This is a genomic window from Arthrobacter sp. NPDC056886, assembly GCF_042788715.1.
GTDB lineage: Bacteria > Actinomycetota > Actinomycetes > Actinomycetales > Micrococcaceae > Arthrobacter.
In genome coordinates, this window is the sequence record NZ_JBHUBT010000002.1 from 458,401 (window position 1) to 480,276 (window position 21,876).

A 21,876-nucleotide genomic window follows, 5' to 3' on the forward strand; every position below is an offset into this window, starting at 1 on the left:
CTCCGCCACCGGGGCCTGGACCGTAAAACTCTTCCCCCTCACCGACACCCGCGGCAACCGCTCCACCGGCTTCGTGCACCTCGCCACCATCAACGTCACGGCAACCCTGCCCGCTCTGACAGCAACACCTACGCCCACGGTGTCCGGTTCGGCCAAGGTGGGCAACACCATCACGGCCGTCCCGGGGACCTGGCTGCCCGCCCCGGTGGCACTCACCTACCAGTGGTACCGCTCCGGCGTCGCCATCACCGGGGCCAGCTTGCCCAGCTACAAGCTCACGGCTAGCGACATCGGAAAGACCATCACGGTCCGCGTAAAAGGGAAGAAGGCCGGATTCACCACCACTTCCAAGACCTCCGCCCCAACTGCCGCCGTCACCGCGGGCACATTAAAGGCGACCACACCCACCCTGTCGGGCACCGCCAAGGTTGGCAGCACCCTCACGCCCACTTCGGGGACCTGGTCGCCGGCCCCTGTGGCACTCACCTACCAGTGGTACCGCTCCGGCGTCGCCATCACCGGGGCCAGCTTGTCCAGCTACAAGCTCACGGCCAGCGACATAGCAAAGACCGTCACGGTCCGTGTCACCGGCAAGAAGGCCGGATTCACCACCACCTCCAAGACCTCCGTCCCCACCGTCGCCATCAGCAGCTAGGGGCAGGGATTTCGCAAAACACCTGGCGCACGGACCAGACCATACGGCCCTTTAATGTCGTAGGTCGCGAGGAAACTTGATTCATGGACGGCAATCAGGGGCCCGAAGTGGTTCCGGCAGGAGACGGCGGCACCGGCCTCCGCCGCGCCGGGGGCGGTGCCGCCTCCGGGCCGGCCGCTGCGGGGGCGGCCGTCGAGGACCTGATCCGCATGATGTCCGCGATCCGTCCGGCCACGGACGGCCCGGGGATGATCCACCAGCTCCGGGTACTCGAGGACGTGAAATCGGCATCGGCGGCCCTGCAGGCCCGGATCGCGGTCTCCTTTGATGCCTCCCAGCGCCGCGAACAAACAATGCTCGGGATCCCTGCGGGGCAGCTCGGGGCCGGGATCGGTGCGCAGATTGCCCTGGCTCGGCGTGAATCCCCCGCCAAGGGCGGCCGGCTCCTGGGCCTCGCCAAGGCCCTCGTGGCCGAGATGCCGCACACCCTCGCCGCCCTCGAGTCCGGGCAGCTGAACGAATGGGGCGCCACCCTGCTGGTGCGCGAGACCGCCTGCCTGACCGCCGCGGACCGGGCCGCCGTCGACGAACACCTCGCCGCCGACACCGGGGCCCTCGCCGGGGCCGGTGACCGGCGGCTGGTGGCCACCGCCCGGGCCGCCGCGTACCGGCTGGACCCGCGCACCGTCACCGACCGCGCCGCGCACGCCGCCACCGGGCGGCACGTCAGCCTCCGCCCGGCCCCGGACACCATGTGCTACCTGACCGCCCTGCTCCCGGTGACCGCCGGCGTCGGCCTATACACCGCCCTGGCCCGGCACGCCGATACCCTCCGCGCCGCCGGGGACCCGAGGGGCCGCGGGCAGGCCATGGCCGACACCCTCGTCGAACGCGGCACCGGCACCCCGGGCGGGGTCACCGGGGTCGAGATCCAGCTCGTCATGACCGACCGCACCCTGTTCCAGGCCGACTCCGAACCGGCCCGGATCCCCGGCTACGGCACCGTCCCCGCCGGCTGGGCCCGCGCCCTCATCAACGGCACCAAGGCCACAGACGGCAGCGCGGCCACAGACAGCACCGGTCCCCCGGGACCCGGCAGCCCCAGGAGATCCGGTGACGCGTCCGGTGCCGGTGCCTCGTCCGGTGCCGATGCGGATGCCTTCACCGTCTTTCTTCGCCGGCTCTACACCCACCCGGGCACCGGCGAGCTCGTCGCCATGGACTCCCGCGCCCGGCTCTTCCCGCACCGGCTCCGCCGCTTCATCCAGACCCGTGACGACACCTGCCGCACCCCCTACTGCGACGCGCCCATCCGGCACCTGGACCACATCATCCCCTGGCACCACGGCGGCCCAACCACCCAGGCCAACGGCGCCGGACTCTGCGAAGCCTGCAACCACACCAAAGAAAACCCAGGCTGGACCGCCCGCACCGTAAACCTCGCAGGCCCACAGCACGTGGGCTCTGGACCCGGACCAGCAGCCGGGACCGGGCACGGGCACAGCAGAAACAGGCACACCATCGAACTCACCACCCCCACCGGCCACACCTACCACTCCACCGCACCACCCCTGCCGGGGACGCCGCTGTCAGAAGGAGATTCCTATGACCGTCTGCGCTCGGGGAATCCGATTTCCGCAACAACGCCTCTTGACCCCCGTGCGTACGGAACTGATGCGCCGGGGTCCCGGCACCGACGTCAGCTCCGGCACCGGGCGAAGGCCCTCAGGATCGCAAAGCGTCTTCCAGCTGCGGTGGCATAGGACCGGTAAGTCGAGACGTTGAATCGTGGCATTGGATGACGGACCAGCAGGGCCTACAGACAAGAGCCGACGACAAAAATGCCGCCGTCGAGTCTTGCAACTCGACGGCGGCACGTCAGCACTTGGAGAAGGGCTGAGACCAGGCGGCGGCCCGCAGTACTGTGTTGCCCGGGGCCAAGGCTCGAGCCGCGAGGCGCGGGTTTCGAGCCCCAGGTCCGGGGCCGGGGCCCTGAGCTCTGGCCTTGGGCCGGGGTCTCGAGCCTTAGGTCCCGAAACCCGGGTCAGGAGCCTTAGGACAACCGGGCAGGCAGCGTCTTGGGCTTGAAAGAAGGCCGGGTTGCCTCGTACGCGGTGATATCCGATTCGTGCTTGAGGGTCAGCCCGATGTCGTCCAGGCCTTCCAGGAGGCGCCACCGGGTGTAATCGTCAATCTCGAAGGGCGCCACAATGTTGCCGCACTGCACAGTCTTGGACACGAGATCCACCGTCACTTCGGTGCCGGGGGCATTCTCGAGTTCTTTCCAGATGAGCTCGATGTCGTCCTGGGCGAGCTCGGCGGCGAGCAGGCCCTGCTTGCCGGAGTTGCCCCGGAAAATGTCGGCAAAGCGCGAGGACAGGACAGTCTTGAAGCCGTAGTCCTTCAACGCCCAGACGGCGTGCTCGCGGGACGAGCCGGTGCCGAAGTCGGGGCCGGCCACCAGGACGGATCCTGCGCTGAACGGTGCCTGGTTCAGGATGAAGGACGGGTCTTTGCGCCACGCGGCGAAGAGCGCGTCCTCAAAGCCGGTGCGGGTGATGCGCTTGAGGTAAACGGCGGGGATGATCTGGTCCGTGTCGACGTTGCTCTGGCGCAGTGGGACACCGATGCCGGTGTGGGTGGTGAACTTTTCCATGGCGGATCCTTCGGGACTGTATGGATCGGGGCTGTGTGGATCGGGGCTTGAATCCGGGCGGAGACTACGCGGCAGAAACTACGCGGCGTCGATTCGGACCGCTGCCGGCTCCGGAACGGGGTCCAGATCCGACGGCGAGCTCAGCGTGCCGCGGACCGCCGTGGCCGCCGCGACCACCGGCGAGACGAGGTGGGTGCGGCCGCCCTTGCCCTGGCGCCCCTCGAAGTTGCGGTTGGACGTTGAGGCGCAGCGCTCCCCCACTTCCAGCTGGTCCGGGTTCATGCCCAGGCACATGGAGCAGCCGGCAAAGCGCCACTCGGCCCCGAAGTCCTTGAAGACCTTGTCCAGGCCCTCGGCCTCGGCCTCGAGCCGAACGCGGGCGGAGCCGGGTACCACCAGCATGCGCACAGCCGGGTCCTTGGTCCGGCCGCGGATGACGTCGGCGGCGGCCCGGAGGTCTTCCATCCGGGAGTTGGTGCAGGAGCCCAGGAACACCGTGTCCACCCGGATGTCCTTCATCGGCGTGCCGGCTTCGAGCCCCATGTACTGCAGGGCCCGTTCGGCGGCGGCCTTGGCGTTTTCATCGCCGAAGTCATCCGGCGAGGGCACCTTGGCGGACAACGACACTCCCTGGCCCGGGTTGGTTCCCCACGTCACGAACGGCTCCAGGGTGTCGGCGTCGAGGTCCACCTCGACGTCGAACGCCGCGCCGTCGTCGGTGCTCAGCGTGTTCCAGTATTCGACGGCGGCATCCCAGTCGGCGCCCTGGGGCGCGTGCGGGCGGCCGTACATGTAGTCGTAAGTGGTCTGGTCCGGAGCCACCAGCCCGGCGCGCGCGCCGGCTTCGATGGACATGTTGCAGATGGTCATCCGGGCTTCCATGGACAGCGCACGGATGGCGGAGCCCCGGTACTCCAGCACGTAGCCCTGCCCGCCGCCGGTGCCGATCTTGGCGATGACAGCCAGGATGATGTCCTTGGCGCTTACGCCGGGACGCAGCGTGCCTTCAACGTTGATGGCCATGGTCTTGAACGGCTTCAGGGACAGCGTCTGGGTGGCCATGACGTGCTCCACCTCGGAGGTGCCGATGCCCATCGCGAGCGCTCCGAAGGCGCCGTGGGTTGACGTGTGCGAGTCGCCGCAGACCACGGTCATGCCGGGCTGCGTGAGGCCCAGCTGGGGGCCCACCACGTGCACGATTCCCTGCTCGGCGTCGCCGAGGGAGTGCAGGCGGACGCCAAACTCCTGGCAGTTGTTGCGCAGGGTCTGGATCTGGGTGCGGCTGGTGAGATCGGCAATTGGCTTGTCGATGTCCAGCGTGGGAGTGTTGTGGTCCTCGGTGGCGATGGTGAGGTCCGGCCGGCGCAGCTTGCGCCCGGCGAGGCGCAGGCCTTCAAATGCCTGCGGCGATGTCACCTCGTGCACCAGATGGAGGTCGATGAAAAGGAGGTCCGGCTGGGCGTTGGCTCCTTCGCCGTCCCCCTTGCGCACTACGTGCGCGTCCCAGACTTTCTCGGCCAGTGTCTTTGCCACGGCCTGCTCCCTTCACTGCGGTAAGTAATGTGCGTCCGATGGACTGTTGCTTCCACTGAACCAGCACAGCCAAGTAATACGCCAGCGCGTTGACTTGCATCTCAGATAATGAGACGTCAATATCATTACATGGACAATTCTAGTGGAGTCGGTGTCATCGATAAAGCGGCCCATGTGCTTGACGCACTTGAGGCTGGCCCCACCACCCTGGCGCAGCTGGTGGCGGCCACGGGACTGGCCCGGCCCACCGTGCACCGGCTGGCTCTGGCACTGGTGCACCACAGGCTGGTGAGCCGCGACATCCAGGGCCGTTTCGTGCTCGGGAGCCGCCTGGTGGAACTGGCCTCGGCCGCCGGCGAAGACCGCCTCATCGCCTCCGCAGGTCCCGTGCTCATGCAGCTCCGCGACGCCACCGGCGAGAGCGCCCAGATCTTCCGCCGCCAGGGCGACTGGCGCGTCTGCGTGGCCTCCGCCGAACGCCCCATCGGCCTGCGCGACACGATTCCCGTCGGCACCCAGCTGTCCATGAAGGCCGGCTCCGCGGCCCAGGTGCTGCTGGCGTGGGAGGACCACGACCGTCTCCTGGAAGGCCTCCAGTCCGCCCGCTTCACCCCCACTGTTTTGGCGGGAGTACGACGCCGGGGCTGGGGCCAGAGCCTCGGCGAACGCGAGCCGGGGGTCGCCTCCGTTTCGGCACCGGTCCGCGGGCCGTCCGGCCGGGTGATTGCCGCCGTGTCCATTTCCGGCCCGATCGAGCGCCTGACCCGCCAGCCGGGGCGGCTGCACGCCGAAGTGGTCTGCAACGCCGGGCGTGTCCTGACTGAGGCGCTCCGCAAGACCAACGACTAAGTATGCTGTGCCCATGAACAGCTATGCGGTGTTCCTGCGGGGCATCAACGTGGGCGGCATCAATATCAAGATGGCCGATCTCAAGAGCGCACTGAAGTCCCGGCCATTCTCGGGTGTCGTGACCCTGCTGGCCAGCGGCAACGTGGTGCTGGCCAGCGAGCTGGATCCGGCCGGCGTCAAGCAGGAGTTCGAGGCGTGCCTGCGGGAAACCTTCGGCTACGACGCCTGGGTGGTGGTGCTGACGGCTGCCCGCGTGGCTGCCCTGGTGGAGGCCTGCCCCTATCCGGCCGACGACGCGTCCACCCACACCTATCTGACGCTCGCCTCTGATGAAGCGGCGCTCTCGGAACTCTTTGAGGCAGGCAGCGCCCTGGACGGGACCGAGCTTACCCGGCTGGGCCCTGAAGCCCTGGCCTGGCTCGCCCCCGCCGGCGGAACCCTGGACAGCCCTTTCAGCAAGCTGTCCTCGAAGGCGAAGTACAAGGCTGCCACCACCACCCGCAACCTCCGAACCATGATCAAGGTCCGCGACGCCGCAGCAAGCGTCTGACTGACTCGCCGCCGTCGACTCCGTCCCTAGCGACACAAACTGTGTCGGGGCCACAATGTGTTGAAGGCGCACGACCATAGGTTTTCCAAGGCTCGTTGGTCCACGATGGTCGGGGAAGCGCTGTTGGCCGGATGAAGGGCCGATCGTCATGTCCGTAACACGTAGAACAGCCATTATTTCCGGTGGTCTCGGACTAGCTGCCGCCACTCAGAGTGATCAGGCCGTCCGGGGTCAAGCCGCCACGGCGCTGGTTCCCCCCGTCGGCAAAGGCGAACTTTTCATTAACGCCCGAGATTATGGCGTGACCGGCAACGGCACCACGGATGACCGGGCCGCAGTGTTGGCGGCAGCGAACGCGGCGGTCGCGCTCGGCTACCCGCTGGTCATCCCGGCCACCTACACCATGGTCCTCGGCGCCGCACTGGTCCTTCCCGCGGGGCTTCGCCTGCACACCAACGGTGCGAAGTTCCGTGCGAGTGCCCGGACGGGCCGCAGCCCACAAATCAGGATCGGCTCGCATACGACCGTCACCGGCGGCATCTACATCACCACACTGGGCGGCGCCAGCGGCTCCGGTTTGTCCATCCAGGACGCAACAAACGTCCAGATTGACGTCGTGGACGTCGAATCGACCGTTCCCGGACAAGGCAACGGCAACATCCGGGACAACGGGCTGAACATCAACGGCTCCAGCTACATCACCATTGACCGGGTCCGGATCAAGAACTTCGACTACGCCTTGTTCGCCGAGACCGTTCCGAACCTGACGATCAATTGGCTCGAAATTCACACCTACGTCTGCGGCGCGCATTTTCGCGACGTATCGCACCTTCGCCTCAACGGCGGCTGGATCCGGGGTGCTTCCCCGAACTCGACCTTCACGCCCGGACACAACGGCGTCCTCCTGGAAGGGAATAAACCGTCAGAGGACATACGCATTGACAACGTCGCCGTACACGACGCCGGCGAGCACGGTTTCCGCGCCTCCGGTCCGGCACAGATCAGAAACCTTTGGATCAACAACTGCTCCGCCATCAACTGCACCGGCACCGGGTTCAAGGTTCTCGGTAGCCTTCGCGCCCTGGGCGTCTACAACGAGAACCTGTTCCTCCTGAACTGCCTTGCGGAAGACTGTGGCCTCGTGAACCGGAACACGTGCGGGTTCCTGATCCAAATGGCCAACTACGTCAAGATCGTCAGTCCCATCGTCCGCAACCGGAACAAACCAAGTTCTGGGCACTCCGGAATCCGCATCGGCGGCGTGACCCACATGCAGATCACGGATCCGGACATTCGGAAAGCCAACAACTACGGCATCTTCATCGATTCCGAGCTGGGGAACGTCTCCCATGTGAAGATCAACGGCGCCATCATCGACCAGACGACAGGGTGGGCAATCTACCTCGCAAACGGGCAGCCCGGCGGGGCAGCAAACAACTTCAACAACCTCGAGATCGACGCTACGGTCACCATCACCGACGCCAAAGCCGGCGGGTTCTACTCCGGCAAAGGTGAATACGCCGCGGAGGGATCCTGGACCGGATTCAACCGTGTATCCCTCCGCTTCGAGGATTCCGTCGTCAATACGGTCTCGGCGTCGGCCTCGTCCCGGCAGTTCTATGCCGACATCATCGGAAAGAAAAACACTGCGGTTGTGTTCAAGAACGGTTCAAGCTGGACGGACACGATCACCGGAAACCGCCTGCTGGCGCGATCCGGCGCCTGGGTCACGCTCTAACCCGCAGCCGGGCCTTAGCGGCCGCCAGCGGGCCGGCCCCGCACCGGCGCCGCACCGGCGGCACACTAGCGGCCCGCGGCGGCCTTCAGCGCGGCAGTGAACTTCGCCAGGCGGCTGACCTCACGTTCCACGGGGGCCACCACGAGCCGCTCCGCAACGTCGGCGACGGCGGCCTTCAGCCGCTTCCTGGCCACGGCACTCCGTGACGCCGCCGCGGCACCGACAATGAACCGCGCCGCAATTGCCAGGACGATGCCCAGCAGCACTCCCCCGGCGATCATCACGGTAGGAACCGGCCAGCCCTGGACCCGCGGGACCTCGGGCACCGGCAGCTGCAGATAGGCCAGAGCAGCCAGGACTCCGAGCCACGCGAACCCGGCCAGCGCCGTCACCAGGGCGAGCCACTGAACTGTATTGAACAGGCCCCACCACCAGGATTTCCTGCCCGCGGACAGGTCTGTGGAGGCAATGGCCTGGTCCACAGCGTCCGGCAGCCGGTCGCTTCCTTCACGGGCAGCGCTGCGGATGGCAGCCCGCCACGGCCCCGGGGCACCAGCGGACGCCGCCTCACCGAATTCCCGGACGGCGGCATCGGTCCGCGCCCGCTCCGGCGCGCCGGCGGGAGGAAGCGACGTCCGGTTCAGCTCAGGCTTGGCTCCCTCGCGACGCAGGTTCAGTCGCCGCAAGGGATCCGGCCGGAACCTGGCCAGCCAGCGGGTCACCGGCCAGCCCGTGCGCCGGGTGGCCTCCAGCCGGTAGGACCGCGCGACGGCGTCGACCACCAGCGGCACGTTGGCGGCCACGGCCAACTCCCCCGCCAGCCGGGCCCTGGACGCGGCCGTCGCGCCGGCCGCCGTCCCGCTGCCGGCTGCATTCGTGTCGGCTGCCGTCCTGCCACCAGTCTTGGTGCCACCGGCGGACAATCCTGATGCCTCTGCCAGCCGGGCGGCGGCCTGCGTGATATCTGCCGCGAGCCGCTGTGACATCGCCTGCCGCTGCACCGCCGCCTGGCGGATGACGGCCCGGACCTTGTCCACCCCTGTCCCAAGAGCCGCGGAAGCTGCGAGGACCTGAATCTTGCCCAGCCCGTCGCGCGCCAGGATGTCTTTGAGGGATTCCAGGACTGGCCGGACCTCGTGTTCCGGGAGCCTGTCGATCTGGTTGAGCACAACGATCGTGACGGCCCCGTGCGAGGACAGCGGTGCCAAGAAGTCGTTGTGCACGGCAGCGTCGGCGTATTTCTGCGGATCGAGGACCCAGACGAGGACGTCCACGAGTCCCACCATCCGCTGCACGATCTCCCGGTTGGCCGCCCTTGTCGAGTCAAAGTCGGGCAGGTCCAGCAGGATCAGCCCGGTGTCGTCGTCGGCGAACCCTTTCACCGGGCCCGCGGCATGGCGCTTCCTGACCTCCAGCCAATCCAGCAGCGCATCGCTGCCCTGGACGCCCCAGATGCCCGCCAGCGGTTCAGTGGTAGTCGGACGGCGCACGGCCGCCGTCGCGATCTCCTCCCCGCTGACGGCATTGAAGAGCGATGACTTGCCGCTGCCGGTGGCACCAAAAAACCCCACCACGGTGTGGTCTCCGGACAGCGACCGCCGCGAACCGGCCCGGTCCAGCACCTGCAGCACCGAGTCCAGGGTCTCCTCCGGGAGGGCTCCGGACGCAAGCTCCCTGGCGCTGTTGAGCGCCTCCAGCCTGCGATCGAGCTGGGATGTCTCGCGGGCGGCGCCAACACGGCTCATGCCGTTGCCGCCAGCCGGCGCAGTGCCGCCGCGTGCCGGGCGAGGGCCTCAGGCGGTCCGCCGGCGTCGAGGTCAAGCCGGATCAGGAACCGCTGGGACTCGGCCGCCAGCAGGCGCTGGCACCGCAGATGCAGGTCTTCGCGCGCGGTCCGGGCGAGCCGGCGGACGGCGTCCTCCCCGAACACCGCCTCCAGGAGGCGCTGGCCCACGACGGCGGTGCCGCCGGCGACGCCGATCTCAAGCCCGGTCAGGCCCGCGGTCATGGAGAACACCACAATCATCAGGGCGGCGCCGAGGCCGTTGATACCGAAGGACAACCAGCGGGCCTGGGTGCGCTTTCCCTGGCCCTCGGTGCGGATGAGTTCCATCAGGCTTCCCTGCCAGGCGCGGATCTCGGCAGCTACAGCGTCCGCGAAGCCCTCGGATGTACCCGAGAGATCGTCGGTGCCCAGCAACTGCCTGCCCGCGGGGTCCGAACGCCAGCGCTGGTCCGTGTGCTCCGCGGCCTTGGCGGCTTGATCGACGATGACGGCCTGCAGTCCTGTCTCGATCGCGGTTTCCACCCTGACCGCAGGCTCCGGCTCGCCCCGGAAGAACGCGCCCACGCGGTCCCGGAAGCGGCCGATGTTCTGTTCCATGGCGCGGAAGAACTCCCCTGTCCCGACAAAGTCCTGCCACCGCGCCAGCACTTCGCCGCGCAGCAGCGCACCGTCGCGGGTGGCCTCAAGGATCCTGGCCACGGCGTCGTCATAGGCATTGCGGGCATCGGCCGCGAGAACATCGGCCGCGTGCTGCTGTTCGGACAGCGCCCGCTCCGCCGCATCGACGCGGTGGGCGAGGGCGACCAGGGTGCCGTTGAGGGTGCGCCGGGCAATCTCCGCCCGTCCGGCGGCGTCCCCTGCCAGCTTGCCGAGCCAAACGCGCAGCGGCTCCACAGCCTTAGCGGGGAGCATCCCTGCGGCATCCAATGACAGCTCCGGCACCACGAACATCCGGGCCGCACCCAGGCCTTCCCGGTTGAGCATGGCCTGCAGATCCGCGCTGACTTCCGCCTCGGCCGCAGGCGGCACCCGGTCCAGCACCACGGCCACCATGATGTCGCGTGAGGCCGCATCCAGGAGCAGGCGCCAGGGCACGGCGTCGGCGTAGCGGTTGGCGGTGGTGACAAACACCCAGAGGTCGGCGGCGGCGAGCAACTGGCCGGCCAGCTGTCGGTTGTTCTCGGAGATGGAATCGACGTCCGGTGCGTCCACGAGGGCGATCCCGGGCGGGACCGCGGCTTCAGCGACAAGGACGAGGGACGTCACCGGGCCGGAGGGCGGAACGGAATCGGCGGGGGCCAGGGGCTGATTGCCGGTGTAGGTGCCGCGGATGCGGCCCAGGGCCGGCAACACCCGTTGGCCCTCAAACCAGGCGGCGTCCCCGGGATGGTGCAGCAGGATGGGCTGGCGGGTGGTGGGGCGGATCGCGCCGGCGCGCGTGACGGGGTGGCCCACCAGCGCGTTGACCAGGGTGGATTTCCCGGCCCCAGTGGAACCGCCCACCACGGCCAGCAGGGGCGCGTCGAGGCTGCGGTACCGGGGCAGGATGTAGTCGTCGAGCTGAGCCACTGCCTTCCGCAGCTCCAGGCGAGTATGGTCCGCCCCGGGCAGAGCGAGCGGCAGCCGGACTGCCGCGAGATCCTGCCGCACTGCGTCAAGGAGGGCGACGCCGGATGCGGCCTCGGGGGCGGTTTCATGGGAGCTCACAGCATCATCATGCCAGTTCGGCACGTGCTTTCTGCGGGGGGCACTGCTGCCGGGGAAGCAATGCCCGACCAGCCGATGGGCGATCCGCACCGGGAGCCGTACGTCCGGGAAAAGCAAAACGGCCCCGGGCTGATGCCCGGGACCGTTTCTGTTGTGACCCCAGCGGGATTCGAACCCGCGTTACCGCCGTGAGAGGGCAGCGTACTAGGCCGCTATACGATGGGGCCGCGTACTTCCAGAACAGCACTTCTGCCATTCAAGCCAAATGATTGTTTCATACATTTGGCCAGCGTTTCAAATCGGACCAGCCGATTCAAAACTTCCGAATTTCAGCGGAAACCCGCGGACTTTCAGAGCTGGGATACCAGGACTCGAACCTAGAATGACGGTACCAGAAACCGTAGTGTTGCCAATTACACCATATCCCAATGGCACTTTCGGTCCGGATGTTTAGGCCTAAACCCTCGCTCCCGGCGCCTCAGCACGAGTAATTACTTTACCCGAGAGTTTTCACTTCCACAAATCGAGAGTGCGGCGGCGGGATCGAGCTGACCGGGTAGACCGCGCGCCGCCTCCGCGGGGGCAAAACCCAAGCCAGGCCTTGCCAATCCTGCGGAAACAAGTTTACGCTCGGTAAGTTACCAACGAGTAACCACCCCTCCCCCACTCCACTGCGGGCAGCTTTGCGATCATTTTCCAGTGTTAGCTGCATCACATCATCATCTGGGGTGGCCGGCAGCAGAGCCGCTGCCGGCGGGAACGTCGAGAGGAATCACCTGTGCCACAGAGTCGTGCCGCCGCCAGCAAGTCCCGGACCAGAGCGCAACAATTCGCCATCGCCACCCTGGCACTGCTGCTGATCGCCCTGCTGGGGTTCTATACCCTCGTCACAGGCCGGATCACCGACGGTTCAGCGAAGCTCAAGGACGGGGCCGCCCAGGCTTCCGCCGGGGCCGGCCGGCTGGAGGACGGCGCCGGGAAACTCGCCAACGGCGCCGGCCTGGCCGATACCGGTGCCGGCAAACTTTCCGTGGGGGCGGAAAAGATCTACTCGGGCATCAGCAGCAAGCTGGCACCCGGGGCGGACAAACTCCAGGCCGGCGCCGGGGAATTAGCCCGCGGCGCCGTCAAGATCGAAACTGATGTCACCGGCAAGCTTGCCCCAGGCGTCTACAAAGTCGACGACGGTGCGCAGAAGCTCGCAGCCGGGGCCGTGCAGCTGTCCGCCGCGCTGACGCCGACGCCGGCGGGCAACGCCGAGAACAACCTCGCCGACGGCGCCACCCGGCTCGACGGTGGCGCAGCCCAACTGGCCGCGGGAAGCGTTGCACTGGCGGACGGCACCGACCAGCTCAAGGGCTATCGCGGTGCCAACGCCAATCCGGAAGCGGGGACGGGGACCGCCGCCCTGGCTCAAGCCATGGAACTCCTGCAGGCCGCGGCGAATGATCCGGTCCAGGGTCTCGTCCCGCTGTCAGTGGTGAAGGACAAGATCGCGAAGATCACCGCTGGCGCGCACAAGCTGGACGCCGGCGCCAGCCGACTGCAGGCCGGGGCGCAGCGGCTGCGGGACGGTGCCGGCCAGATGCACGCGGGAACGGGCAAGCTCACGGCCGGCTTCGCCACGCTGGCCGGAAAACTCAACAGCCAGGACTCGGCCAGCCCGGGCGTCGTGCTGGGCACCCGGCTTCTGGCCGACGGCACCTCCAAGATCCGGGTCGGGATGGACGGTGTCCCCGGCGATCCCGAGCACCCGGGCCTGCTCAAGGCCGCCGCCCGGATGACCGCGGGCAGCTCCCGGCTCGCCGACGGAACCGTGGCGCTGAACGCCGGCATCAAGGGAAATCCCGGCGATCCGGCCAACCCCGGCCTGCTGGGCGGCTCCCGGGCTCTGGCTTCCGGGGCCTCAGAACTATCGGCCGGCAACACCAAGCTGGCGTCCGGCTCCTCCCAGCTGGCCACGGGCGCGGACAAACTCGCGGACGGCAACGCCAGGATCGCCGACGGCACCGGCACGTTGTATTCCGGAGCAGCCGCGGTCTCGCCCACCAGTATGCTCCGGCAGTCCGACGCCGCAACGGCATTCGGACTCGTCGCAGCCCTGGTCCTTGGCTCCGTTGGCGCCTTCCTGTCGCTGCGGAAGAAGCAGGCCGGCCACCGGTAGCTTCTGGGGCCGGTTCCTGCGGACCGGCTACGCCAGCAGGTCCAGCAGGGAGCCGACCTCGCGGCCCACGAAGCCAGGGGCCGGCTCCCCGCCGCGGTTCAGCCAGACACCGAGGAGGCCGGCCGCCGTCGAGCCTTCCGCGTCGAGTAGCCGGTTGTCCCCGACGTACAGGGTTTGGCCGGGGCCGGTACCGATCCGCCGGACACCCTCGAGGTAAATGGCCGGGTCCGGTTTTGCGACGCCCACGGTATCGGTGCCCACCAGAACGGCAATCCGTTCCAGCCCGGCCGCGTCCAGCTTCACGCGCTGGTAGTCGTGGACGTTGTTGCTCACGGCGCCGTAGGGAATGCCGGCAGCGTCCAGGGCGTCCAGCAGCGGCCCGACGTCGTCGAACGCGCGGATGTAGCCGTGCTGGCGGCTGGCGTAGGAACTCACCCAGTGGTGGGCCTGCTCGCCGTCCGCCAGTTCGACGCCGAAGTACGCCAGCGCCGCCCGGCCGCGGAGCAGCCGCTGCTCATTGAACGTCAGCTCCCCGGCCAGGTAGCGGTCGTAGAAGTGGGTGGTCTCATGGGTGAAGATCCGCCCGAACCGCTCCCACCCGGCCTCGTCCAGGCCGGGCAGGAGGTGCTCGCTGACGTCGCGGAGGGCCGTCGTCATGGCGAATTCGAGGTCCACCAGGGTGTCATCGATGTCGAACAGGATCCCTTGGACACCGCCTGCGCCCAGGCCCGCTGCCAGCATGTCAGCCGCGGAAGGCGCGGAGGCGGGCCAGGGATGAGTCCTTGCCCAGGATGACCATGGATTCGAACAGCGGCGGTGAGATCCGCCGGCCCGAGACGGCCGTGCGGACCGGGCCAAACGCCAGGCGCGGCTTGACGCCGAGGCCTTCCACGAGGGCCTCCTTGAGGGCAGCCTGGATGTTCTCGGCCGTCCAGTCAGCGACGGGCTCCAGCGCGGACAGGGCGGCGTCGAGCACCTCGGTGAGGTTCTCCGGCAGGCCCTTGCGGGCGTCGTCGGCGACGTCGATCGCGTCATCGGCCTTGAACAGGAACGCGAGCATTTCGGGGGCCTCGCCCAGCAGCGAGATGCGCTCCTGGATCAGCGGGGCGGCCTCGGCCAGGATCTCCTCCTCGCGGGCCGTGAGGCTCTCCCCCACGAATCCGGCGGCCTGGAGGTAGGGCACCAGCCGGGCGCGGAAGTCCTCAGCGCCGAGCATGCGGATGTGGGTGCCGTTGATCGCCTCAGCCTTCTTGATGTCGAAGCGGGCCGGGTTGGCCAGCACATCGTTGACGTCGAAGTGCTCGATCAGCTGATCGACGGTGAAGATGTCCTCGTCGGCGGAGAGGCTCCAGCCGAGCAGGGACAGGTAGTTGAGCAGGCCCTCGGGGATGAAGCCGCGGTCCCGGAGCAGGAACAGGTTGGACTGGGGGTCACGCTTGGAGAGCTTCTTGTTGCCCTCACCCATGACGTACGGCAGGTGGCCGAAGACGGGCATGTAGCTGGCGACGCCGATGTCCATGAGGGCGCGGATCAGCACCACCTGGCGGGGCGTGGAGGAGAGCAGGTCCTCGCCGCGGAGCACGTGGGTGATCCCCATCAGGGCGTCGTCCACCGGGTTGACCAGGGTGTAGAGCGGGGATCCGTCGGCGCGGACAATGACGTAGTCCGGGATGCTGCCGGCTTTGAAGGTGATGTCGCCGCGGACCATGTCCGTGAACGTGACGTCCTCGTCGGGCATGCGGACGCGCAGCACGGGCTGGCGGCCCTCGGCCTTGAACGCGGCCAGCTGTTCCTCGGAGAGCTCGCGGTCGAAGTTGTCGTAGCCCAGTTTGGGGTCGCGGCCGGCTGCCCGGTGGCGGGCCTCCACCTCGTCCGGCGAGGAGTAGCACTCGTAGGCGTAGCCGGCGTCGATCAGCTTGGCCACGACGTCCTTGTACAGGTCCAGCCGCTGCGACTGGCGGTAGGGCTCGTGCGGGCCGCCGACTTCCACGCCTTCTTCCCAGGTGATGCCGAGCCATTTGAGGGCTTCAAGCAGCTGCTGGTAGCTTTTCTCCGAGTCGCGGGCCGCGTCCGTGTCCTCGATCCGGAACACAAAGGTGCCCTTGGTGTGCCGGGCGTGGGCCCAGTTGAACAGGGCGGTGCGGATCAGGCCAACGTGCGGGGTGCCCGTGGGCGAGGGGCAGAACCGGACACGGACCGGGGTGTCAGCGGTGACTTCACCGGTGGGGGCAGCAAGGGCGGAGCTGGAAACGGCGTCGGACGCGGAAGCAGTAGTCATAGTGGTACCAACATTACCAATCTCTCCCATCGCCCCTTGCCCGGAATGCCGCTACGCAAAAGGACAGCCGCACCGTGGATCCGAACTGCGGATCCACGGTGCGGCTGTCCGAACTCGGCGCTGGCAAGTCCTGGCGGAGCGCTTAGCGGCGGACCACCGGGTTGGAGAGGCGTCCGATGCCCTCGATCTCGACCTCGTAGCGGTCGCCGGCCTTTACCGCGCCGACGCCGGCCGGGGTACCGGTCATGATGACGTCGCCGGGCAGCAGGGTGAAGGCCTGCGAGACGATGGAGACGAGCTCCCGGACGCCGCGGATCATCTGGTTGGTGCTGCCGTCCTGGCGCAGTTCGCCATTGAGCCGGCCCTGGATCTGCAGGTCCTCGGTGTCGAGTTCGGTCTCGATCCACGGCCCGAGCGGTGCCGAGGTGTCGAAGCCCTTGGCCCGGGCCCACTGCAGGTCCGTTTTCTGGACGTCGCGGGCGGTGAGGTCGTTGCCGCAGGTGTAGCCGAAGATCACGTCGTCCACCCGGTTCTCGGGCACGTCCTTGCAGATCCGGCCGATCACGACGCACAGCTCGGCTTCGAAGGAGACGTCCTCGGAGAACTCCGGCAGGACAATGGGATCGTTGGGCCCGATCACGGAGGTGTTGGGCTTGAGGAACAGCAAGGGCTGCGCCGGGACCTCGTTGCCGAGTTCGCGGGCGTGCTCCGCGAAGTTGCGGCCGACGCCGATGACCTTGCTGCGCGGGATGATCGGCGCCAGCAGGCGGACGTCCTCCAGCTTGTGCTTCATGGGGGTTCGTTCCACGCCGTGGAAGAACGGGTCGCCCTTGATGACAGTGACTTCCTCACTGCCGGGCTCACCTTCCACGATGCCGTAGAGGGGATCAGAATCAACTACAAACCGGGCGATACGCATGGTTCCTACCCTACCGTCCCGTCACCCGGCCCCGGGTTCAGCGGCTCCCGCTGTGGAAGTGGTTAAGCCCTGCGCAGGTAGTCCAGCTGCGCCGCAACGGAGAGCTCCGCGGCGCGGCGGACGGAGGGATCGACGTCGGCGTACACGGCGTCCGTGACGGCAGCAACGCCGGCATCGTCACCGAGTGCCGCGAGGGCGGCCCGGATCTGCTCGAGCCGGTCCTGACGGTGATCTCGGTAGGCGCGGGCGACGGCGTCCAGAGCTGGCAGCACCGGGCCGTGGGCCGGCAGCACCGTGGCCGGCCCGAGGCGCTCGAGCCGGTCCAGCGAGTCAAGGTAGTCGCGGAGGGTGCCGTCGGGGTAGTCCAGCACGGTGGTTCCGGAGCCCAGGATCGTGTCCCCGGTCAGCACCGAGCCGTGCGGGCCGTCCTGCGGCAGGTGGAAGCACAGCGAATCCGCGGTGTGGCCCGGCGTCGCCAGGACCCTGATGTCCGTTCCGGCCGCCCGGACGGTTTCGCCGTCCCGCAGCGGGGGTGCGCCGTGGCAATAGGCGGGATCCGCGGCCCGGACAGGTGCGCCCGTGAGCCCCGAAAACCGCGCCGCGGCCGCGGTGTGGTCGGCGTGGCGGTGCGTGATCAGGATGAGCTCGACCGGTCCGTCGCCGGCCAGCGCCTGCAGGTGCGGCTCGTCGAGGGGCCCGGGGTCCACAACAACCCTGCCCGCCGCACCCGGGCCGGCAATGAGGTAGGAGTTGGTTCCGGCCAGGCTCATGGGGCCCGGGTTCGGCGCGAGGCGGAACCGGGTCAGCTCACTGCTGCGGACAATGTCGTGGGAATTCTCGGTGGTCACGGTCCCATCCTTGCACCGAACCCTATTCTCGCGCTGAAACCCGTCCCTGCGCTGAACGCCCTTTGCACTGGACCTCCTGTACTGCACCCCGGCGGCTGCAGACGCCGACGGCGGCCGCCACCGGAAGGTGGGGGCCGCCGTCGTGCCGGTGGTCCCGGCGCTGTGAAGCTAGGGGTTAGGCGAGGCGGGTCAGCCAGCCGTGGGTGTCCTCCACGGTGCCGGTCTGGATCCCAAGCAGCTGGGCGCGGATGGCCAGGGTGGTCTCCCCCGCCGTGGCGTCTTCGGCGCCGATGAACTCGGTGGCGTCCTTGAGCACGCCGATCGGGGTGATGACCGCGGCGGTACCGCAGGCGAAGACCTCGGCAATGTCCCCGGAGGCAACGCCGTCGCGCCACTCGTCCAGAGTGATCTTGCGTTCGGTAACTTCGCGGCCCATGTCCCGGGCCACCTGCATCACGGACATCCGGGTGATCCCTTCCAGGATGGTTCCGGACAGCGCGGGGGTGACGAGCGAGCCGTCCTTCATGACGAAGAAGACGTTCATGCCGCCGAGTTCCTCGACGGCGTTGTCGTTGAACTGGTCCAGGAAGAGGACCTGCTTGCAGCCGTGCGCCTCAGCCTCCTGCTGGGCGATCAGCGAGGCGGCGTAGTTGCCGCCGCACTTGGCGGCGCCTGTTCCGCCGCGGCCGGCGCGGGCGTATTCACGCGAGATCCAGATGGAGACGGGCTTGAGTTCGCCGCCGAAGTAGTTGCCGGCCGGGGAGGCGATCACGCGGAAGGAAACCTCGCGCGCGGCCCGCACGCCCAGGAACGCCTCGGTGGCGATCATGAAGGGCCGCAGGTACAGGGCTTCGCCGTCGCCGGAGGGCACCCAGTCCTTGTCCGCCGCGACGAGTTCGCGGATGGCGCCGAGGAAGTACTCTTCCGGGAGTTCGGGCAGTGCCAGGCGCCGGGCGGACCGGTTCAGCCGGGCAGCGTTGGCCTCGGCCCGGAACGTCCAGATCGAGCCGTCGGCGTGGCGGTAGGCCTTGAGGCCCTCGAAGATCTCCTGGCCGTAGTGCAGCACTGCGGCGGAGGGGTCCAGGGAAATCGGGCCGTAAGGCTCAACCCGAGCGTCGTGCCAGCCACCGTTGCCTGCGGCGTCGACGGTGTAGTCGACAACCGCGGTGTGGTCGGTGAAATAGTCGCCGAATCCCGGGTTTGCCAGGATGGCTGCACGCTCTTCAGCAGACTTCGGGGTCTCCGACAGGTGCTGGGTGAATTCGACGCCATGGGCAGTCTGAGTCATGGTTCCTCCACGATCGGCTGCCTGGTGTGGGAACGTGGTTCACCCTCGGACCACGGCAGCATATTGGTGATTCGAAACAAGCTTACGCCCGTTGGCAGCGGGGTTTTGCGGCGCCCGCAGGGCACCGTACAGCGCAACCTACAGCGCGGGACCTACAGCGGGCTTACAGCGCCGCCGCGATGGCGTCGCCCACCGCGCTGGTGGTGCGGACGGCGCCGTCGCGGGCCTCGACGTCGGCAGTCACGGCGGCCTCGATCTTCCGGGCGGCGGTGCCAAAGCCGAGGTGGTCGAGCAGGAGCGCCGCGGAGAGGATGGCCGCGGTGGGGTCGGCCTTCTGCTGGCCGGCGATGTCCGGGGCGGACCCGTGGACCGGTTCGAACATGGACGGCGCGGTACGGTCCATGTTGAGGTTGGCGGAGGCGGCGAGGCCGATCCCGCCGGTCACGGCCGCCGCGAGGTCGGTGATGATGTCCCCGAACAGGTTGTCGGTGACGATCACGTCGAACCGGGCCGGATCGGTGACCATGAAGATCGTGGCGGCGTCAACGTGAAGGTAGTCGTGGGTGACCTCGGGGAACTCCTGGGCCACGGCTTCGACCGTGCGCTTCCAGAGCTGGCCGGCGAAGACCAGGACGTTGTGCTTGTGCACCAGCGTGAGCTTCTTGCGGGGGCGGTCGTTGGCCCGGCGGAACGCGTCGCGGACCACACGCTCCACACCGTGGGCCGTGTTCAGGGAGACTTCGGTGGCCACCTCGTGGGGGGTGCCGGCGCGCAGCGTGCCGCCGTTGCCGACGTAGGGCCCTTCGGTGCCCTCGCGGACCACGATGAAATCGATCTTGCCGGGGTTGGCGAGCGGGCTGCCGACGCCGGCGTAGAGGCGGGAGGGCCGCAGGTTGACGAAGTGGTCCAGGCTGAAGCGCAGCTTGAGCAGGAGTTCGCGCTCGATGACGCCGGAGGGGATCCGGGTATCGCCGGGGGCCGCCCCGACGGCGCCGAACAAGATGGCGTCGCGCGTGCGGAGATCGGCGAGGGTGGCCGCGGGCAGGGTCTCCCCCGTCTCGAGCCAGTGCTCCGCGCCCAGCTTGTAGTGGGTCTGCTGGAGCACGATCCCCTCGGCGGCCGCTGCCTTCTCAAGGACCTTCAGGGCTTCGGCCGTGACCTCCGGACCAATGCCGTCGCCCGGGATGACTGCCAGATCAATCGTGGATGCGCTCATGTTTTCAGCGTAGCCAAGAGTCCCACATTCTGGTCAAGTCGTCTCACTATTCGATCGCCCGCAGAAAAAAATGACGCTCCCGCAGCTTCCTTTCGGAAGGTACGGGAGCGTCATTCACTTCGCGGGCTCAGGCCTCCGCGGGTTCCTCGTACTTCGGGAACGCCGGGGCCGGGGCGGGCAGTTCGGTGCCGGCGACGATCGGGGTCTCCAGGGCCCTGAACTGGCGCGCCTCGCCCTCTGGCTGGCCAAGCGTGTGCAGGATGGCCGCCGTCGCGGTCGGCATGACCGGCTGGGCCAAGATCGCGACGATCCGCAGCACCTCGAGCGTCACGTAGAGCACCGTGTTCATGCGTTCGACGTCGGTCTTGCGCAGCACCCACGGGGCCTGCTCGGCGAAGTAGGCGTTGGTGTCCCCCAGGACAGCCCAAATCGCCTCCAATGCGCGGCTGAACTCCTGCTTTTCAAACGCGGCCCGGGCGGCATCCAGCAGCCCGTTGGCCTGGCTGAGCAGCGCGGTGTCCTCGGCGGTGAACGTGCCCGGCGCAGGCACCCGGCCCTCGCAGTTCTTGGCCACCATGGACAGCGACCGCTGGGCCAGGTTGCCGAAGTTGTTGGCGAGGTCGGAGTTCATCCGGCCCACGATTGCCTCGTGGTTGTAGTTGCCGTCCGCGCCGAAGGGGACCTCGCGCAGGAAGAAGTAGCGCACCTGGTCCAGGCCGTACTGGGCCACGAAGTCCGCGGGCGCCACCACGTTGCCCAGCGACTTGGACATCTTGACGCCGTTGTTCTGCAGGAAGCCGTGGATCATGATCCGCTTGGGCAGCTCAAGTCCTGCGCTCATGAGGAACGCCGGCCAGTAGATGGCGTGGAAGCGGGAGATGTCCTTGCCGATCACGTGCACGTCGGCCGGCCAGAACTTCTTGAAGGATTCCGAGTCGACGTCCGGGTAGCCGACGCCGGTCAGGTAGTTGGTCAGCGCGTCGACCCACACGTACATGACGTGCTTGTCGTTGCCGGGCACGGGAACACCCCAGTCGAACGTGGTGCGGCTGATGGACAGGTCCTCCAGCCCGCGCCTGACGAAGCTGATGACCTCGTTGAAGCGGGACTGCGGGGCGCCGAATTCGGGGTGGGCCTCGTAGAGCGCCAGCAGTTTATCCTGATAGGCGGAAAGCCGGAAGAAGTAGCTCTCCTCGGCCGTCCAGGTCACCTCGGTGTCCGATTCGCGCGAGTAGCGGATGCCGTCGTCCTTGACCACGGTGTCGTCCTCAACGTAAAACGCCTCGTCGCGGACCGAATACCAGCCCTCGTACTTGGACAGGTAGATGTCCCCGTTGGCCTCCATCTTCTTCCAGATGGCCTGCGACGCCGCGTAGTGGTCGGCGTCGGTGGTGCGAATGAAGCGGTCGTACGAGACGCCCAGGGCGGCGTGCGCCCCTTTGTAGATCTCGGCGTTCCGGTCCACCAGTTCCTTGGGCGTGACGCCTTCCTTCTCGGCCGTCTGGGCGATCTTCATGCCGTGCTCGTCGGTTCCGGTCAGGAAGAAGACGTCGTAACCGTCCAGGCGCTTGAACCGGGCCATCGCATCGGTGGCGATGTACTCGTACGCATGGCCGATGTGCGGCACCCCGTTGGGGTACGTGATGGCCGTGGTGATGTAGAACGGGGTCTTATCAGTTGAAGTCACGG

At 67.8% G+C, this 21,876-nt stretch carries 16 protein-coding genes, 2 tRNA genes and 1 pseudogene; 6 read left to right on the plus strand and 13 right to left on the minus strand.

Annotated elements, in window-relative coordinates; all coding sequences use genetic code 11:
• Together ACFRJ8_RS05225 and ACFRJ8_RS05230 are read left to right on the plus strand one after the other, a co-directional pair.
• Positions 1-655 (plus strand): annotated as a pseudogene (locus ACFRJ8_RS05225) (hypothetical protein); the annotation flags it as partial.
• Positions 656-738: 83 nt separating this feature from the next.
• Positions 739-2,418: an HNH endonuclease gene (locus tag ACFRJ8_RS05230; protein ID WP_377985092.1), complete on the plus strand. Its 1,680-nt coding sequence runs from the start codon at positions 739-741 to the stop codon at positions 2,416-2,418.
• Between the two features lie 290 nt (positions 2,419-2,708).
• Here ACFRJ8_RS05230 and leuD read toward each other — a convergent pair whose 3' ends face one another.
• Both leuD and leuC read right to left on the minus strand, forming a co-directional pair.
• Positions 2,709-3,311 (minus strand): 3-isopropylmalate dehydratase small subunit, encoded by a 603-nt coding sequence (leuD, locus tag ACFRJ8_RS05235; protein WP_229994612.1) that lies wholly within the window; start codon positions 3,309-3,311, stop codon positions 2,709-2,711.
• A gap of 78 nt (positions 3,312-3,389) precedes the next feature.
• On the minus strand, positions 3,390-4,844 hold the full coding sequence (leuC, locus tag ACFRJ8_RS05240) for a 3-isopropylmalate dehydratase large subunit (protein WP_377985093.1): 1,455 nt from the start codon (positions 4,842-4,844) through the stop codon (positions 3,390-3,392).
• A gap of 129 nt (positions 4,845-4,973) precedes the next feature.
• Here leuC and ACFRJ8_RS05245 point away from each other — a divergent pair, with 129 nt between their 5' ends.
• The 3 genes from ACFRJ8_RS05245 (at position 4,974) to ACFRJ8_RS05255 (ending at position 7,981) form a co-directional block, all read left to right on the plus strand.
• Complete coding sequence (locus tag ACFRJ8_RS05245; protein WP_026266447.1) at positions 4,974-5,693, plus strand: IclR family transcriptional regulator; 720 nt, start codon at positions 4,974-4,976, stop codon at positions 5,691-5,693.
• A 13-nt stretch (positions 5,694-5,706) separates the two neighbouring features.
• Entirely contained in the window at positions 5,707-6,243 is a 537-nt protein-coding gene (locus ACFRJ8_RS05250; protein ID WP_377985094.1) for a DUF1697 domain-containing protein, read from the plus strand.
• Positions 6,244-6,544: 301 nt separating this feature from the next.
• Positions 6,545-7,981, plus strand: coding sequence for a right-handed parallel beta-helix repeat-containing protein (locus tag ACFRJ8_RS05255; protein WP_377985095.1), 1,437 nt, complete (start codon positions 6,545-6,547; stop codon positions 7,979-7,981).
• Between the two features lie 65 nt (positions 7,982-8,046).
• On the opposite strand, the gene ACFRJ8_RS05260 is transcribed toward ACFRJ8_RS05255, so the two are convergent.
• From ACFRJ8_RS05260 to ACFRJ8_RS05275, 4 genes are all read right to left on the minus strand, one after another.
• Entirely contained in the window at positions 8,047-9,726 is a 1,680-nt protein-coding gene (locus ACFRJ8_RS05260) for a GTPase (RefSeq protein WP_377985096.1), read from the minus strand.
• Entirely contained in the window at positions 9,723-11,474 is a 1,752-nt protein-coding gene (locus ACFRJ8_RS05265; protein ID WP_377985097.1) for a dynamin family protein, read from the minus strand. Before ACFRJ8_RS05265 ends, ACFRJ8_RS05260 begins: the two co-directional genes overlap by 4 nt.
• A 154-nt stretch (positions 11,475-11,628) precedes the next feature.
• Positions 11,629-11,701 (minus strand) — tRNA-Glu (locus ACFRJ8_RS05270).
• A gap of 129 nt (positions 11,702-11,830) precedes the next feature.
• Positions 11,831-11,902, minus strand: a tRNA-Gln gene (locus ACFRJ8_RS05275).
• Positions 11,903-12,252: 350 nt separating this feature from the next.
• Here ACFRJ8_RS05275 and ACFRJ8_RS05280 point away from each other — a divergent pair.
• Positions 12,253-13,638, plus strand: a complete 1,386-nt coding sequence (locus ACFRJ8_RS05280) for a hypothetical protein (protein ID WP_377985098.1) — start codon at positions 12,253-12,255, stop codon at positions 13,636-13,638.
• A gap of 27 nt (positions 13,639-13,665) precedes the next feature.
• Here ACFRJ8_RS05280 and ACFRJ8_RS05285 read toward each other — a convergent pair whose 3' ends face one another.
• The 7 genes from ACFRJ8_RS05285 to metG form a co-directional block, all read right to left on the minus strand.
• Positions 13,666-14,379 carry an HAD family hydrolase gene (locus tag ACFRJ8_RS05285; RefSeq protein ID WP_377985099.1) on the minus strand — a complete coding sequence of 238 codons (714 nt, stop codon included), beginning with the start codon at positions 14,377-14,379 and terminating at the stop codon, positions 13,666-13,668.
• A gap of 1 nt (position 14,380) precedes the next feature.
• The gene (gltX, locus tag ACFRJ8_RS05290) at positions 14,381-15,916 is read right to left on the minus strand and encodes a glutamate--tRNA ligase (protein ID WP_377985100.1); all 1,536 of its coding nucleotides are present in this window, start codon (positions 15,914-15,916) and stop codon (positions 14,381-14,383) included.
• A gap of 142 nt (positions 15,917-16,058) precedes the next feature.
• A complete protein-coding gene (locus tag ACFRJ8_RS05295; protein WP_377985101.1) occupies positions 16,059-16,835 on the minus strand; it encodes a fumarylacetoacetate hydrolase family protein in 777 nt (258 codons plus the stop codon).
• A gap of 62 nt (positions 16,836-16,897) precedes the next feature.
• On the minus strand, positions 16,898-17,683 hold the full coding sequence (locus ACFRJ8_RS05300; RefSeq protein WP_377985102.1) for an MBL fold metallo-hydrolase: 786 nt from the start codon (positions 17,681-17,683) through the stop codon (positions 16,898-16,900).
• A gap of 175 nt (positions 17,684-17,858) precedes the next feature.
• Entirely contained in the window at positions 17,859-18,971 is a 1,113-nt protein-coding gene (locus tag ACFRJ8_RS05305) for a branched-chain amino acid aminotransferase (protein ID WP_377985103.1), read from the minus strand.
• A gap of 163 nt (positions 18,972-19,134) precedes the next feature.
• Complete coding sequence (locus ACFRJ8_RS05310) at positions 19,135-20,187, minus strand: 3-isopropylmalate dehydrogenase (RefSeq protein WP_377985104.1); 1,053 nt, start codon at positions 20,185-20,187, stop codon at positions 19,135-19,137.
• 127 nt (positions 20,188-20,314) lie between these two features.
• Entirely contained in the window at positions 20,315-21,874 is a 1,560-nt protein-coding gene (gene metG, locus ACFRJ8_RS05315) for a methionine--tRNA ligase (protein WP_377985105.1), read from the minus strand.
• Positions 21,875-21,876: the final 2 nt, after the last annotated feature.

What these genes read in the sequence shown, in the direction of transcription:
- ACFRJ8_RS05285 (WP_377985099.1), bottom strand. Translation starts at nt 14,379, where the DNA reads ATGCTGGCAGCGGGCCTGGGCGCAGGCGGTGTCCAAGGGATCCTGTTC.
- ACFRJ8_RS05260 (WP_377985096.1), bottom strand. Translation starts at nt 9,726, where the DNA reads ATGAGCCGTGTTGGCGCCGCCCGCGAGACATCCCAGCTCGATCGCAGG.
- ACFRJ8_RS05245 (WP_026266447.1), top strand. Translation starts at nt 4,974, where the DNA reads ATGGACAATTCTAGTGGAGTCGGTGTCATCGATAAAGCGGCCCATGTG.
- gltX (WP_377985100.1), bottom strand. Translation starts at nt 15,916, where the DNA reads ATGACTACTGCTTCCGCGTCCGACGCCGTTTCCAGCTCCGCCCTTGCT.
- ACFRJ8_RS05230 (WP_377985092.1), top strand. Translation starts at nt 739, where the DNA reads ATGGACGGCAATCAGGGGCCCGAAGTGGTTCCGGCAGGAGACGGCGGC.
- ACFRJ8_RS05295 (WP_377985101.1), bottom strand. Translation starts at nt 16,835, where the DNA reads ATGCGTATCGCCCGGTTTGTAGTTGATTCTGATCCCCTCTACGGCATC.
- ACFRJ8_RS05305 (WP_377985103.1), bottom strand. Translation starts at nt 18,971, where the DNA reads ATGACTCAGACTGCCCATGGCGTCGAATTCACCCAGCACCTGTCGGAG.
- leuD (WP_229994612.1), bottom strand. Translation starts at nt 3,311, where the DNA reads ATGGAAAAGTTCACCACCCACACCGGCATCGGTGTCCCACTGCGCCAG.
- ACFRJ8_RS05310 (WP_377985104.1), bottom strand. Translation starts at nt 20,187, where the DNA reads ATGAGCGCATCCACGATTGATCTGGCAGTCATCCCGGGCGACGGCATT.
- ACFRJ8_RS05250 (WP_377985094.1), top strand. Translation starts at nt 5,707, where the DNA reads ATGAACAGCTATGCGGTGTTCCTGCGGGGCATCAACGTGGGCGGCATC.